The following is a 13,149-nucleotide window of genomic DNA, read 5'->3' on the forward strand; positions in this document are numbered from 1 at the left end:
TGGCAGGCTTATTGATTTACGAACTGTTTTTTTTCGCTATTTTAGCAGCACGCTCCCATTGTTTTAATGAAGGAAATGGGTCAAATGACCATTCGGTGATGCCATTGTCTCTGTACATTCCGTAATGAAGATGAGGCGGGAATTTTCCTTGTGTTCCTGGTTTGCCGTAGCCTGAGCTGCCGCAATAACCGATGACTTGTCCTGCCTTTACAATCGATCCTTTCTCCAATCCTTTTTCATAGCCATTTAAATGGGCGTAATAATGATAAATATTGTCGAGGTCGCGTATGCCTACACGCCATCCGCCGTAAGGGTTCCAACCTATCGTTTCAACAATGCCATATGAAGAAGATTGGATCGGGACATTGTAATTGGCAAAAATATCGGTTCCTTCATGAATGCGCCTACCGCCCCAGCCCCGCTTATCGCCCCACGTACTGCGGTAGCTATAATTATGATGAAGGGGCATGACAAAGGCATGCTGATGTAAGTCGAGCGTTTGAAACGTTTCGTATACTTTTGCATGGCCACTTACAATATTAACGCTTTGTTCACGTTGGTAAAAATGCCAAAGGGCAATACGGAAATCCTCGTCAGAGTAACCGTGAGACTCTAAATAGCGAGCAAATGTATATAGGACGTCTTCATCATCCTCGATGTTTGCTTTCCCATCACCATTTCCATCAAGGCCGATTCCTTCAAATAAGCTAATCGTCGTCGGATCATTATCGTTTATGTTTGGATTCAGTGCGCCAACCCATTCTTCTTTTGGATAATAAATGGACACAAGGCCTTTTGCTTGTTCGCGGTCCCTTAATGCTTTCCGTAAACCCCGTTCGTAGGAGTCGACAGCTGCTAAATAGTGCCAAGGGACGCTTGTAAGAACTTCCATTTTTTTATACAAAGCAAGCCTTTCTGAATATAAGTTTGGATCTGTCTGCTTTTGCGCACTTGCAGCTGTGTCTGGCCAAAAACTAGAAAAACTAAGAAGAACAATAAGGAAACATAGCCATACACGGTGTCGCAAATAAGACAATTGTGCCAGCTCCTTTCTATAGGGTTTTGTATAGTTTTCGGCCAATTGGACGAAATGATGACAGAGAATCTTTACCAGTTGCAGCTTGGAATAATTCCGTTTCCCTTGTTGGTTCGATATAGAATTCATGGTACGATAATAGAAGAGATCGGTTATTTGCAGAAGGGTGGGAGTGACAATGCCAGAAAAAGATGAAAAAGAGCAACATGTGCGCAAACCTGACTGGCTAAAAATCAAGCTGAATACGAACGAGTCTTATACAGGCTTGAAAAAAATGATGCGCGAGAAAAAACTACATACTGTATGTGAAGAAGCACGCTGCCCGAACATCCATGAATGTTGGGCGGTTCGAAAAACGGCCACTTTTATGATCCTTGGCGATATTTGTACACGAGGTTGTCGTTTTTGTGCAGTCAAGACAGGGTTGCCGACGGAACTTGATTTGCAAGAGCCAGAGCGCGTGGCAGAATCGGTGGAGACAATGGGGTTAAAACACGTCGTCATTACTGCCGTTGCCCGTGACGATTTAAAAGACGGCGGCGCCGCAGTGTTTGCCGAAACGGTACGGGCAGTACGCCGGAAAAACCCGTTTTGCACGATTGAAGTTTTGCCTTCTGACATGCTTGGCAATGAATCAAGCTTGCAAACATTAATGGATGCGCGCCCGAATATAATGAATCACAATATTGAAACCGTAAGAAGGCTAACACCAAAAGTCAGAGCGAGAGCAAAATATGACCGTACACTCGAGTTTTTGCGGAGAGCAAAAGAAATGCATCCTGATATTCCGACTAAATCGAGCCTAATGGTAGGCCTAGGGGAAACGAAGGAAGAAATTTTGGAAACAATGGATGATTTGCGGGCTAATAATGTTGACATTTTGACGATTGGCCAATATTTACAACCAACAAAGAAACATTTAAAAGTGATTAAGTATTACCATCCAGACGAATTTGCCGAGTTAAAGGAAATCGCTATGCAAAAAGGCTTTAGCCATTGTGAAGCAGGACCGCTTGTCCGTTCGTCATACCATGCAGACGAACAAGTGAACCAAGCGCAAGTCAACATGGAAGCAAGAAAAGCACAAGGGGAGCAACAGCGCGTATAAACACTTAATAGCCAAGACGAGCAATGAAAGATGCGAGCGTTTGGCTACAGTGTGGAACGATTATGCAAGACGCATAATCGTTCTTTACTGATTGCCCTGTGGGTATTGTTTAAATGTTTCGATTGTATCTTGCAAAAGATGTTGATAGCCATTGCCAGACGGCAGTGAAGCAAAACGCTCAATATCTCTTATGCGAGTACGGTCGTTTGCCACGTATACCTCATAAAAGCGCGGCAGTGAAGCCGATGCCGCCCGTTTAACTTGTTCGGCTACTTCCTCTTCTGTCATTTGCTGTGCTCGATCTTCATACACAACGAGCGCATATTTGTCAGTGACAAGCGTTGCGGCTTCTTCAATTTGCTCGAGGCTAAGCACTAACCGGGTGACCACATCGGCAAGCATCCCTCTATCAACTGTTAAGGCGCCAACGGTGTGGTTTGCCCGTCCTACTTCGTTTTCGGTATAGCGGGAAAACCCATAACCAAAATCTCTGCCTGTTTCCGCCATAAGTGTATCATTGTCCAATGTTTGCATGCGTTGTCCATTATCATCGAGACCAGCATTGTTGCCTGTGCAAGCGCACAGCAATAGGAGGCTTGCCACAGCAGGCACAAAGTGATTCTTCATAAGAACCAGCTCCTTTCATTCATAGCATGCGCACTTTTAAGAAAAGCTAACTGTAACAAAATATGGCTAAAGACAAGCATGTCTTTTGTTCCTATGGTAAAATAACAGCAGACCAATCCGATTTGAGGTGCGTACGATGGTGACGATTTCAGGCATTGAATATGAAGTCCTCGAAAACGAGCGCAATGGTTGGAATGAGGAGGCATTCAAAGCGCGGTACAGCGATGTACTGAACAAATATGATTACATCGTCGGCGATTGGGGCTACAACCAACTGCGGTTGCGCGGCTTTTTTGATGACAAAAACAAAAAATCAACATTCGATAAAAAAATTAGCACGTTACCCGACTATCTTTACGAATACTGCAATTTTGGTTGCGCTTATTTTGTCTTGCGAAAAGTAAGGAAACAAGCTATGTAAAAAACGGAGCGCAGCTCCGTTTTATTTGTCGTGTGGTGGATGGTGATTTGGATACTTCCGGGGTAAGCCTGCATGAAGGTCTTTGTTTACATAATTAAAAGCACTATAAGTGCGCTGGCCTTCTTTCCATTCGGTTGTTTTATTCACGACCGGTTCTTCTTTTCCGACTGGTGCCCCGTAAGGCCCTTCAGGCAATTCTTCCGGAATAATATAAAGGTGCATTGCTTCGACATTCGTGAATTCGTCATACGCTTGTCGGGCTTTCCTTTTTGCCAACTGATTCACCTCCATGCTTAGTCTGCCCGAAAAGTGGCAAACAATAGCTGGGAAAAGGAGTAGGTATCCATGTATTTTGTTGACAGGCAGCGGATCGAACAAACGCTTGATTATATGGAACATTTATTAAAAATGATGAAGGAAGAGGCGTTTGGTACGAGTGATAAGGACCGCCTCGCATTAGAACGAACCGCCTCTGTGCTGATTGAAGCAGTTATTGACGTCGGCAACCAGATGATTGACGCCTTTATTATGCGTGATCCAGGGGGGTACGAAGATATTATCGACATCTTGCTTGATGAAAAAGTCATTATAGACGAAACGGCAGCAGGATTAAAACAGTTGATTCGCCGCCGTAAAGCGCTTGTCTATCAATATGCAAGCCTTAAGGCGAACGACGTACGGAGCTGGCTCCAGGAAAGCCAACCAAGTTTGGAGGCTTTCCCGCCTGCTGTCCGCCAATATTTAAAAAATGAACTTGGCGTCATTACCGCATTTCTTCCAGATAAAGACAATCGTTGATGCATAGAGGTGGATAATGAAAGCCTATAAAAGTTACTTATTTGATTTAGATGGGACTGTGTATCATGGCAGTGAGCCAATCGTAGACGCAGTCAATTTTATCAATCAATTAGCCAAATGCCATATTCCTTATGGCTTTGTTACGAACAATTCAACGAGAAGCCCCAAACAAGTTGCCAAACGATTAAATGGAATGGGCATCTCAGCCGAGCCTTGGCAAATTATGACTTCTAGCGTAGCGACAGCCTCTTATTTACAAGCAAAAATGCCCCATTCCGCGCTTTATATTATTGGCGAAGAAGGGCTGTTTGAAGCATTGGCAGCATTTGCGCAGACAGAAGACAAGCCTGATGCTGTTGTCATTGGGCTAGATCGGGCGATTACCCATGAAAAACTGAGCAAGGCAGCCCGCTTTGTGGCAAATGGAGCGGACTTGATTGCGACAAATCCAGATGCGATGATTACAACCGAGTCAGGGCTTGTTGTCGGAAACGGCGCCCTTGTAGCAGCGGTGGCGTACGCAACAAAAACAGAACCGATTGTCATTGGCAAGCCAGGAGCTGCGATTGTTGAAGCTGCCATCAAACAGTTAAAGCTTGACCCGCGTCACACTGTTTTTGTCGGCGACAATTATGATACAGACTTGCTCGCTGGTATTCATGCTGGCATTGACACGATCCATGTACAAACGGGGATCACAACCGATTTATCTGCGTATAAAATTCAACCGACATATAGCATCCCTTCTTTAGCAGATTGGCCAATGTAAAGGGAGCTTTGCTGATCTCATTGTTATTGTAAGTGGTGCTGTGTGTTTCGTTTGTTTTACGGTAATTGCCTCTCAGCTAAGCCAGCCACGATCATTGTGGCTGGCTTATTCTGTATTCGCTTTTCTGTGGGCGAGCCTGCTCGAGGCGGCGGCAGCAATCGCGCCGACAATATCATCGAGAAATGTATGGCAAGCGCCTGTCGATTTATCGTTTAGTTTCTTTAATATCCCTGGCTTTTGTTTATCAATATAACCATAATTTGTGAGCCCGATGGAGCCGTAGACGTTGACGATTGACAATGCAATAATTTCATCTACGCCATAAAGCCCTTCATCCCGTGCTAAAATTTCTTGCAAAGGCGATTCTAAGCATTTCTTTTCAGTTAGCAAATCTAGTTGAATCCCCGTTAACACTGCATTTTGGACTTCCCGTTTGGAAAGAACACGTTCAACATTTTCTAAGCATAGCGCTAGTGATAAGCCAGGATGGTATTTTTCTTGCAGAAAGTACACGAGAACGGCGATGTCATGCAAACTGACTCCGCGATCTTGCAACCATTCTTTTGCCTTTTCTGCCACCGCGTCTTTTCCCATTATGTTCCTCCCTTAACCTTCTTTTTATAGTCTACGTGCAAGCACACATTTTATGCGATGGGCTCATAGACTAAAGGGATTGGAGCAAGGAGGGAACTACATTGCTGGAACGGAATTTGTATGACCAGTATAAGCTTTACTGTGACGAGCGTTTTACTGTTGGGCCGTATGAAGGTTTCAGAGCAAATAACCAAGCCTATATCATTTTGCCAAAGGATGAATGCATGGCCGAGGAAGTGGAGATGATGGCGTTTTGCGACTTTATGCGCCAAGCAGGCGATGAGTCTGTCCTGGAACTTGTACCAAGTCGCGTCAACCAGTCTTCCGCCTTAATTGATGGCGTTGAGTCATACGTGTTTAAAGTCCCCGCATTCAATGAATTTCGCGGCGTCCGGATTCAATCGGATTGGGATTTAGGGGAGCAGCTTTATACATGGCATAAGCGTGGTCAACAAGGGCGTCAACATTGGAAAAAGGCTAGTTTTACACCATGGCAAGAGCTATGGGCGACAAGATTGGAGCAGCTTGAAGATTGGTACCAAGTGATCGTTAATCAAGGACCTCAGACGACAACCGATGAAGCATTTCTCTGCACATACCCTTATTTTATGGGAATGACGGAAAATGCGATTCAATTTGCTGTTGATACTCAATTAGATGTTAAAAAGGAGCTGCATGACGAACCGACGATTTGCCATCGTCGTTTTGGAGAGACGAGTTGGCTTTATATGTCTGAACGGGGCCACATTGTCAAACCGCCTACTGCCTTTTTATATGACCACCCAGCACGAGATTTAGCAGAGTGGATCCGCGAGAACCGTCCACTGGAGGAATCTAGGCAGAACTGGGAGCGAATCGCTTCATTTTGTGGGGGGTATGAAGAGTGGCAAGTGCTTACTCCCTATACGTGGCAAATGATGTATGCGCGTTTGATTTTCCCACTGCATTATTTTGAAGTGATTGAAAACTATTACCAAGCACAGCTTCCCCATGAACAACGTGAGTATGGAAAGCAATTCCAACAGTTGCTTGATCGGGAAACAAGCAATGCTGATTTTCTCGGTGAATTGGCAGATGAGGCAAAACTAAGCCGTTACCCGCAAATGCCGTTGCTTGATTGGTTAAAAGGCCAGACTTTATAGAGCGTTGCCTAAAGTAATGCTTGAATTCGCAGGCAATTCCTTTTATAATGTCCATTATAAGAAAACACATGTATTTTATATAAGTACAGTGGGGAGTGTTAGTGTGGGGGAGAGAGCGATTCAAGTTGGCCTTTTAGGCTTAGGAACGGTTGGCACTGGCGTAGTGTCGATTGTGGAACGGCATCAAAATGAATTGGCGCACCAAGCCGGAAGGCCAGTCGCGATAAAAAAAGCACTCGTCAAACAAATAGATAAAGTGCGAGGGTCTGAAGTAAACGGTGTCGAATTGACAACAAACCCAGAGGACATTCTTGACGACCCGGATTTGGATGTTGTCATTGAAGTCATGGGCGGAGTAAGCGAGACGAAGCAACTGCTTGAAAAAGCAATTCGCCAGAAAAAGCATATTGTTACGGCCAATAAAGACCTCATGGCTGAATGGGGTGCTTCGCTGCTCGCGCTTGCGGCTGAGCAAGGGGTGGACGTCTATTATGAAGCGAGCGTGGCTGGAGGCATTCCGATTTTGCGGACGATCACCGAAGGATTGTCGGCTGACCGGATTACAAAAATGATGGGAATTGTCAATGGCACGACCAACTATATTTTAACGAAGATGAGCCAGGAAAACCGCTCTTATGAAGACGTACTCAAGGAAGCGCAAGAGCTGGGGTTTGCTGAAGCAGATCCAACTGCTGACGTAGAAGGGCTGGATGCTGCTAGAAAAATGGCGATTTTAGCGACGCTCGGCTTTTCAGCGCCTGTCCAGCTTAGTGATGTCGCCGTGAAAGGGATCACCAATGTATCGGGCAAAGATTTGCATTTTTGCGAGCAACTCGGGCTTACTATGAAATTGATCGGCGTTGCGAAAAGAGATGAGGGGCGGTTGGAAGTATGTGTTGAACCAACACTTTTGCCATCTGACCATCCACTAGCTAGCGTGCAAAATGAATACAATGCTGTCTTTGTCCACGGGGAAGCCGTTGGTGAAACGATGTTTTACGGGCCTGGGGCTGGCTCGTTGCCGACTGCAACCGCAGTCGTAAGCGACCTCGTTTCGGTCATGAAAAATATGCGCCATCGTGTAAATGGCTATGCGGCCATGAAGCCATTATACGAAGCGGTGTTTAAAGAAGAGCAGGAAAAGCAATCACAGTTTTTTATTCGCCTGCATGTAGAAGACCGAACAGGCACGTTTTCAAGCATTACGTCGTTATTTGCTAGATACGACGTCAGCTTTGAAAAGCTCTTGCAACTTCCACTGGAAGAGGAACAAATGGCGGAAATTGTCATCATTACCCATGTGACCAATCGTGCTGTATATAAGGAATTAATGGAAGAGCTTGAGCAGCTAGATGTGGTTAAAACGATAGCAAGCTCGTACCGAGTTGAGGGAGGAAAAGGATAATGGCTGCTTGGGCAGGACTTTTAAAAGAATACGGCTCGTATTTGCCGATTACGGAAAACACGCCGGCATTGACGCTTGGCGAAGGCAATACGCCTTTAATTAAACTCGAGCATTTATCAGAGGAGTGGGGCGTAGAGCTTTATGTGAAGTATGAAGGCGCAAACCCGACTGGCTCGTTTAAAGACCGAGGAATGGTTGTTGCTGTCGCAAAAGCGAAAGAAGAAGGGGCGCAGGCGCTTATTTGCGCCTCAACAGGCAATACGTCCGCAGCAGCTTCCGCCTACGGAGCACGAGCGGGGCTTCGTTCAATTGTCGTCATTCCAAAAGGCAAAACGGCACTTGGCAAAGTAGCCCAGGCGGCGATGTACGGAGCTGAAATCATTGAAATTGAAGGGAACTTTGACCGTGCTCTTGCACTCGTAAGAGAATTATGCGAAACGGAGCCAATTGCCCTTGTGAACTCTGTCAATCCATATAGGCTCCACGGCCAAAAGACAGCAGCCTTTGAAATTTGTGATGCGCTCGGGGCTGCTCCAGATGTATTGGCTATCCCTGTCGGAAATGCCGGAAACATCTCTGCTTATTGGATGGGCTTTAAAGAATACGATGAGTTGCACCAAACGGGCCGGCCGCGTATGCATGGATTTGAAGCGGAAGGGGCGGCAGCGATTGTGAAGCAACATGTTATTGAGCATCCAGAGACGATTGCCACTGCTATCCGCATCGGCAATCCTGCGAGTTGGAAATTGGCTGTACAAGCTGCGAACGAGTCAAAAGGCGAAATCGACTTGGTGACGGACGAAGAAATTGTTGATGCGTACCGGGAAATCGCAAAAAAAGAAGGCATATTTGCTGAACCAGGTTCATGTGCATCGTTGGCAGGCTTAAAAAAACATATTCAAGCAGGCAAAGTGGCAAAAGGCTCCAAAATCGTTGCCGTTCTGACTGGCAATGGCTTAAAAGACCCGACAACGGCTATAGATCTTTCCAATGTGCAAACAACGACGGTTGAAGATTCAAAAACAGCGTTGGCCGATTATTTAATGGCCACAAAGCCGGCGGTAAAGTAATGGCTTTTTCGATTACTGTTCCCGCCAGCACAGCCAATTTAGGGCCCGGATTTGATTCCATTGGCCTTGCTTTAAACCGTTATTTGCACTTGGAAGTTGAACAAGCAAGCAAGTGGTCGTTTATTTGTTCTTCCCCTGGCCTGGAGAATATAGGTACCGATAATTTAGTGACAAAAGCCGCTGCGTTTGCGAGCAAACAATGGGGCAAGGTTTTGCCCCCGTGTCGAGTTGTCATGAAGAACGACATCCCTCTTTCAAAAGGATTCGGCAGCAGTGCTGCAGCGATCGTTGCTGGCATTGAATTGGCTGCGTCTGTTTGTGACCAATTCGTTTCAAAAGCTGAAAAGGCTCGTCTAGCTTCCTTGTGGGAAGGCCATCCAGATAATGTTGCTGCTTCGATTTATGGAGGCTTAGTAATTGGCACACACAGCGAAGAATCGACGGAGATCCTGCATATTGAAGCGCCAAACATCGACCTTGTTGCTCTCATTCCTCCGAAGACATTGGCTACGAAAAAAGCGCGTTCAGTTTTGCCGGATATGCTAACGTACAAGGAAGCTGTTCAGGCAAGTTCAGTCGCCAATGTATTAGCAGCGGCCCTTGTCAAGCAAGATTGGGAACTTGTAGGTAAAATGATGTTAGCAGACCGCTTCCACCAGCCTTACCGTCAGCAGTTGATTCCTCACTTGCCAGACGTTTGCGCTTATGCCCAGGCAGATGAGGACGCATACGGAGCAGCGCTTAGCGGTGCAGGGCCTATTATTCTTTGTTTAGTAAAAGAAGGGAAAGGCGAGGGGTTTGCAAGCCGCCTTCATAAGCAATTTCCTACTTGCAGTGCAGAAGTCATGCGCCCAGCTGTTCAAGGATCAGCCGTGTCGATTGCACAAGCATAGTTTTTTACTTCTGGCTAACAGGAGCGCTAGACAAACGATATGGACACGTAAAAGAAGCCGACCCAAGAGGTCGGCTTTTGTGTGCAAAACAGCAGCATGGAAACGATGCTGCTGTTGATTTTTAGCTATTAAAAAACTTGTTCAATCTCCGTAATGCCTGGTACTTCTTCAAGAAGAGCACGTTCAATTCCAGCTTTCAACGTAATCGTTGAACTTGGGCATGAACCGCATGCACCTAGAAGGCGAACTTTTACGACGCCATCTTCTACGTCAATCAGCTCAACGTCGCCGCCGTCACGAAGCAAAAACGGACGAAGCTTGTCAAGTACTTCTTGGACTTGCTCCATCAACTCAGTGCTTGTTTCCATTCGAACCACTCCTTTCTGCTTATTCTCCATTATAATAGGCGCGTTAAAAAAAATCCATGCATTGCTACCATCTTTCTCGATTTTTATCATACAGGCGTTGCCAGATTTGCCGATGCTCATGTAAGCTGTAAAGAAAGAATGGGGGAGAACAAATGGCTAAATCAATCATGTTTACGATTTATGGTGCTAAACAAAAATGTGCTTCTTGCGTTCATTTGCCTAGTGCATTAGATACAAAGGAATGGCTCGAAGCAGCGCTAATACGGAAGTTCCCGCAGGCGCCGCTTGCGTTTCATTATGTCGACATTGACGAACCGCAATCATCGGACGAAAAACAGCGCTTAGCTGCGGCGATTTTAAACGAAGAGTATTTTTATCCGCTCGTTGTTTTAAATGGCGAAGTAGTTGCAGAAGGCAACCCGAATTTAAAAATGATTGCTGAAAAAGTGGAAGCGCTTCTCGCCTAGTATTAAAAATAAGCACACTGTTGTTAGTTAAACAGTGTGCCTAAAAAACATCAACCAGAATGGTATTTATACATCCACAGCACGCCGCTTTTTAAAATCCGCGGCACTCTGCCGGTAAGGGGTCTTTCACCCATCATGCCAAAGCCGTGTTTTTTGCCGAGTGAACCGAGCACACCTTTTAATTTAATGCGCGGTAACGTCTCAGGCAATTCCTCGCATTTCCATTGATGCTTTAAAATCGTTACAATTTGCTCTGCTTGTGATTCGGCAAGCTGGGCGCTTGGAGCATGAGGCAGGCTTGCACAGTCGCCGACAACAAAAACATCAGGATGATCTGGTATAAAGTGTTGGGGAGTCAACACAATCCGGCCAGAACGGTCTTTTTCCACATCAAGGGCACGGACAACATCAACAGGCTGAACGCCAGCCGTCCAAATAACTGCATCTGTTTCGATGCGCTCGTCATGGTTGTAAATCGCGCCAGGCTCGACTTTTGTAATGTTGGAATTATTGCTGACATCGACTCCGTGTTCGACAAACCAGTTTTGTACATACGTGCTTAATTTTTTCGGAAACATTGACAAAATGTAATCGCCGCGGTCAAATAGGCGAATCGTTAAATCGGGCCGGCTTTCCCGCAGTTCACTAGCAAGCTCAACACCGCTTAAACCACCGCCAACAATGGAGACGACCCCTTCAGGGCGAACGTTGTTGAGCGCTTCATAAGTTCTTCTTGTGGCGCCCATCGTTTGAATGCTATACGTATACTGGTCAGCTCCAGGCACGCCGTGGTAATTGTCTGTGCAACCGAGGCCGATAACGAGTTTGTCAAACGGAATCGACTCGCCATTGTCAAGATCAATGGTTGAATCGTGCAAATGGATGGCCGTAACGGTTGCGTATTTGATGCGCAAGCGCTCATCTTCGGGAAAAGAGACACGCAAATGGTGGTCCGATGCTGTTCCGGCGGCTAGGGCATAGTATTCTGTTTTTAAACAATGGTAAGGGAGCTGATCGACAAGGATGATTTCCCAGTCCTTTGGCAAATCGTTTGGCAACAAACGCTGTAACAAGCGCATACCTCCATATCCTGCTCCTAATACGACGAGTTTCTTCATGGAAAAAGGTCTCCTTCTTTTTGAAATGGTGCCAAAACTTGTCTCTACAAGAGTCATTATTTTTTCAACAAGACCGATGCAAGTCGGTTCATGGCGAAATGCATGCAACCCATAAGCAACATGGCTGTTAATAATGTGGGCGAGTAAGCTGTAGTCGATGGCGCCAGCAACCCACTCTTCTTTTGTTTCTTCTAGCAGCTGCTTCCAATGGGTGAGCAGGCTATCTTCGTGCTCGGCAGCATGTTTCCAAATTAGCACCGTTAATGTAGGGTGAATATCGTAGTCTTCCAATAAGTAAAGCAGGCTTGCCCGAATATTTGCCAGCAGTGGCTGGCTGCCTGCGCCGATCGATTGGCTGTTTGCCAACAAGAGCAGCCGCTCTTCTGCAAGCGCATGCAAAATCGATTCTTTTGTAGGGAAATGGTTAAAAAATGTCCCCTTTGCTACACGGGCATGATTGGTAATTTCTTGTACCGTTGTAGAGTGAAACCCTTTTTGATGAAAAAGGGCCACGGCCGCATTTAAAATGGCCAAACGGGTCTTTTTCTTTTTCTGGAGGACGGCCATAATGGTCCACCAATAACAGTGGCGGGTTCACCCCCAATTTGTAAGGATATGAAAAAAGTGACCTCGGTCAGTTTTGATTATACCGATTGATGAGAGATCCGACAACCGTTTTTGAACGTTTTGTTACAAAATGAATGAGTGCTTCACTGTTCTGGGGGTCTTAAAAAGGGATGATTGACTTTAGTGGACAGACAGAGTAGCATAACGGTTGAGGTGACGCACATGAGACCGATTATCGAATTTTGTTTGAGCAACTTGGCAAGCGGATCACATGATGCGATGGAAGAGCTAGAAAAAGACCCGAATTTGGATATTATTGAATACGGTTGCCTCAACCATTGCGGCACATGTGCGCTCGACCATTTCGCTCTCGTTAACGGCGAGTATATAGCTGGAGATACCCCAGAAGAGTTGGTTTCCAATATTTATAAATATTTAGAAGAAAATCCTATGTTTTAAGTGCTGCTAGATAAGGAAGCTGCACCTACTTTGTTGCAGCTCCTTTCGATGATAAAGGAGCGATAAAATGGCCTTTTTACCATTTAGCCATACATGGCCTTATGAGCAGCAAGGCAAAGACTTTTATATTGAAACATGCCCTTATTGCCAAACGGAACACGTGCTGACTCCCCTGAAAGAAAAGGATGTCGCACAGGCAAAAGAGTCATTTAAAGTTCGCCTTGTCATGCCTTGTTGCCATAAAGTGATGACCATTGTTGAAGCGGATGACGATTATTTTTGGGCAGACGAACCGTTAAGAAAGTGA

At 45.6% G+C, this 13,149-nt stretch carries 17 protein-coding genes and 1 pseudogene; 11 read left to right on the forward strand and 7 right to left on the reverse strand.

The window, feature by feature from the left end; translation table 11 throughout:
• Positions 1-16: 16 nt before the first annotated feature.
• Entirely contained in the window at positions 17-1,027 is a 1,011-nt protein-coding gene (locus BC8716_RS13185; RefSeq protein WP_187427501.1) for a M23 family metallopeptidase, read from the reverse strand.
• Between the two features lie 187 nt (positions 1,028-1,214).
• On the opposite strand from BC8716_RS13185, the gene lipA reads away from it, so the two are divergent.
• A complete protein-coding gene (gene lipA, locus BC8716_RS13190; RefSeq protein WP_094426387.1) occupies positions 1,215-2,144 on the forward strand; it encodes a lipoyl synthase in 930 nt (309 codons plus the stop codon).
• A gap of 84 nt (positions 2,145-2,228) precedes the next feature.
• Here lipA and BC8716_RS13195 read toward each other — a convergent pair whose 3' ends face one another.
• Complete coding sequence (locus BC8716_RS13195; protein ID WP_094426389.1) at positions 2,229-2,771, reverse strand: YhcN/YlaJ family sporulation lipoprotein; 543 nt, start codon at positions 2,769-2,771, stop codon at positions 2,229-2,231.
• 136 nt (positions 2,772-2,907) lie between these two features.
• Here BC8716_RS13195 and BC8716_RS13200 point away from each other — a divergent pair, with 136 nt between their 5' ends.
• Entirely contained in the window at positions 2,908-3,192 is a 285-nt protein-coding gene (locus tag BC8716_RS13200; protein ID WP_011247790.1) for a YutD family protein, read from the forward strand.
• Between the two features lie 21 nt (positions 3,193-3,213).
• Here BC8716_RS13200 and BC8716_RS13205 read toward each other — a convergent pair whose 3' ends face one another.
• Positions 3,214-3,468, reverse strand: a complete 255-nt coding sequence (locus BC8716_RS13205) for a hypothetical protein (protein WP_011247789.1) — start codon at positions 3,466-3,468, stop codon at positions 3,214-3,216.
• 69 nt (positions 3,469-3,537) lie between these two features.
• Here BC8716_RS13205 and BC8716_RS13210 point away from each other — a divergent pair, with 69 nt between their 5' ends.
• Together BC8716_RS13210 and BC8716_RS13215 are read left to right on the forward strand one after the other, a co-directional pair.
• A complete protein-coding gene (locus BC8716_RS13210; RefSeq protein ID WP_094426392.1) occupies positions 3,538-3,990 on the forward strand; it encodes a DUF86 domain-containing protein in 453 nt (150 codons plus the stop codon).
• 16 nt (positions 3,991-4,006) lie between these two features.
• Complete coding sequence (locus tag BC8716_RS13215; protein ID WP_094426394.1) at positions 4,007-4,759, forward strand: TIGR01457 family HAD-type hydrolase; 753 nt, start codon at positions 4,007-4,009, stop codon at positions 4,757-4,759.
• Between the two features lie 105 nt (positions 4,760-4,864).
• On the opposite strand, the gene BC8716_RS13220 is transcribed toward BC8716_RS13215, so the two are convergent.
• Positions 4,865-5,353 carry a phosphatidylglycerophosphatase A family protein gene (locus BC8716_RS13220; RefSeq protein WP_011247786.1) on the reverse strand — a complete coding sequence of 163 codons (489 nt, stop codon included), beginning with the start codon at positions 5,351-5,353 and terminating at the stop codon, positions 4,865-4,867.
• 101 nt (positions 5,354-5,454) lie between these two features.
• Between BC8716_RS13220 and yutH the strand changes: the two genes are divergently transcribed.
• The 4 genes from yutH to thrB all read left to right on the forward strand — a co-directional run bounded on the left by yutH (position 5,455) and on the right by thrB (position 9,863).
• Positions 5,455-6,495, forward strand: a complete 1,041-nt coding sequence (yutH, locus tag BC8716_RS13225; RefSeq protein ID WP_094426396.1) for a spore coat putative kinase YutH — start codon at positions 5,455-5,457, stop codon at positions 6,493-6,495.
• A gap of 103 nt (positions 6,496-6,598) precedes the next feature.
• The gene (locus BC8716_RS13230) at positions 6,599-7,900 is read left to right on the forward strand and encodes a homoserine dehydrogenase (protein WP_011247784.1); all 1,302 of its coding nucleotides are present in this window, start codon (positions 6,599-6,601) and stop codon (positions 7,898-7,900) included.
• A complete protein-coding gene (gene thrC, locus BC8716_RS13235; protein ID WP_094426401.1) occupies positions 7,900-8,970 on the forward strand; it encodes a threonine synthase in 1,071 nt (356 codons plus the stop codon). Before BC8716_RS13230 ends, thrC begins: the two co-directional genes overlap by 1 nt.
• On the forward strand, positions 8,970-9,863 hold the full coding sequence (gene thrB, locus BC8716_RS13240) for a homoserine kinase (protein ID WP_094426403.1): 894 nt from the start codon (positions 8,970-8,972) through the stop codon (positions 9,861-9,863). The genes thrC and thrB overlap by 1 nt, the downstream gene beginning before the upstream one ends.
• A gap of 128 nt (positions 9,864-9,991) precedes the next feature.
• On the opposite strand, the gene BC8716_RS13245 is transcribed toward thrB, so the two are convergent.
• On the reverse strand, positions 9,992-10,231 hold the full coding sequence (locus BC8716_RS13245) for a NifU family protein (protein WP_011247781.1): 240 nt from the start codon (positions 10,229-10,231) through the stop codon (positions 9,992-9,994).
• A 152-nt stretch (positions 10,232-10,383) separates the two neighbouring features.
• On the opposite strand from BC8716_RS13245, the gene BC8716_RS13250 reads away from it, so the two are divergent.
• Positions 10,384-10,698, forward strand: coding sequence for a YuzD family protein (locus BC8716_RS13250; RefSeq protein WP_094426405.1), 315 nt, complete (start codon positions 10,384-10,386; stop codon positions 10,696-10,698).
• Between the two features lie 50 nt (positions 10,699-10,748).
• On the opposite strand, the gene BC8716_RS13255 is transcribed toward BC8716_RS13250, so the two are convergent.
• Positions 10,749-11,816 carry an NAD(P)/FAD-dependent oxidoreductase gene (locus BC8716_RS13255; RefSeq protein ID WP_406550696.1) on the reverse strand — a complete coding sequence of 356 codons (1,068 nt, stop codon included), beginning with the start codon at positions 11,814-11,816 and terminating at the stop codon, positions 10,749-10,751.
• 399 nt (positions 11,817-12,215) lie between these two features.
• Positions 12,216-12,383, reverse strand: a pseudogene (locus tag BC8716_RS23080) (TetR/AcrR family transcriptional regulator); the annotation flags it as partial.
• A gap of 222 nt (positions 12,384-12,605) precedes the next feature.
• On the opposite strand from BC8716_RS23080, the gene BC8716_RS13260 reads away from it, so the two are divergent.
• Positions 12,606-12,842, forward strand: coding sequence for a YuzB family protein (locus BC8716_RS13260; RefSeq protein ID WP_011247778.1), 237 nt, complete (start codon positions 12,606-12,608; stop codon positions 12,840-12,842).
• A gap of 67 nt (positions 12,843-12,909) precedes the next feature.
• Entirely contained in the window at positions 12,910-13,149 is a 240-nt protein-coding gene (locus tag BC8716_RS13265; RefSeq protein WP_011247777.1) for a hypothetical protein, read from the forward strand.

The organism is Shouchella clausii, from assembly GCF_002250115.1.
Taxonomy (GTDB): Bacteria; Bacillota; Bacilli; order Bacillales; family Bacillaceae_D; genus Shouchella; species Shouchella clausii.

Excerpts from the sequence above, each read along its gene's own strand:
- lipA (WP_094426387.1), top strand. The coding sequence starts at position 1,215 with ATGCCAGAAAAAGATGAAAAAGAGCAACATGTGCGCAAACCTGACTGG.
- BC8716_RS13220 (WP_011247786.1), bottom strand. The coding sequence starts at position 5,353 with ATGGGAAAAGACGCGGTGGCAGAAAAGGCAAAAGAATGGTTGCAAGAT.
- BC8716_RS13260 (WP_011247778.1), top strand. The coding sequence starts at position 12,606 with ATGAGACCGATTATCGAATTTTGTTTGAGCAACTTGGCAAGCGGATCA.
- BC8716_RS13215 (WP_094426394.1), top strand. The coding sequence starts at position 4,007 with ATGAAAGCCTATAAAAGTTACTTATTTGATTTAGATGGGACTGTGTAT.
- thrB (WP_094426403.1), top strand. The coding sequence starts at position 8,970 with ATGGCTTTTTCGATTACTGTTCCCGCCAGCACAGCCAATTTAGGGCCC.
- BC8716_RS13195 (WP_094426389.1), bottom strand. The coding sequence starts at position 2,771 with ATGAAGAATCACTTTGTGCCTGCTGTGGCAAGCCTCCTATTGCTGTGC.
- BC8716_RS13265 (WP_011247777.1), top strand. The coding sequence starts at position 12,910 with ATGGCCTTTTTACCATTTAGCCATACATGGCCTTATGAGCAGCAAGGC.
- BC8716_RS13250 (WP_094426405.1), top strand. The coding sequence starts at position 10,384 with ATGGCTAAATCAATCATGTTTACGATTTATGGTGCTAAACAAAAATGT.
- BC8716_RS13200 (WP_011247790.1), top strand. The coding sequence starts at position 2,908 with ATGGTGACGATTTCAGGCATTGAATATGAAGTCCTCGAAAACGAGCGC.
- BC8716_RS13210 (WP_094426392.1), top strand. The coding sequence starts at position 3,538 with ATGTATTTTGTTGACAGGCAGCGGATCGAACAAACGCTTGATTATATG.
- BC8716_RS13255 (WP_406550696.1), bottom strand. The coding sequence starts at position 11,816 with ATGAAGAAACTCGTCGTATTAGGAGCAGGATATGGAGGTATGCGCTTG.
- BC8716_RS13245 (WP_011247781.1), bottom strand. The coding sequence starts at position 10,231 with ATGGAAACAAGCACTGAGTTGATGGAGCAAGTCCAAGAAGTACTTGAC.
- thrC (WP_094426401.1), top strand. The coding sequence starts at position 7,900 with ATGGCTGCTTGGGCAGGACTTTTAAAAGAATACGGCTCGTATTTGCCG.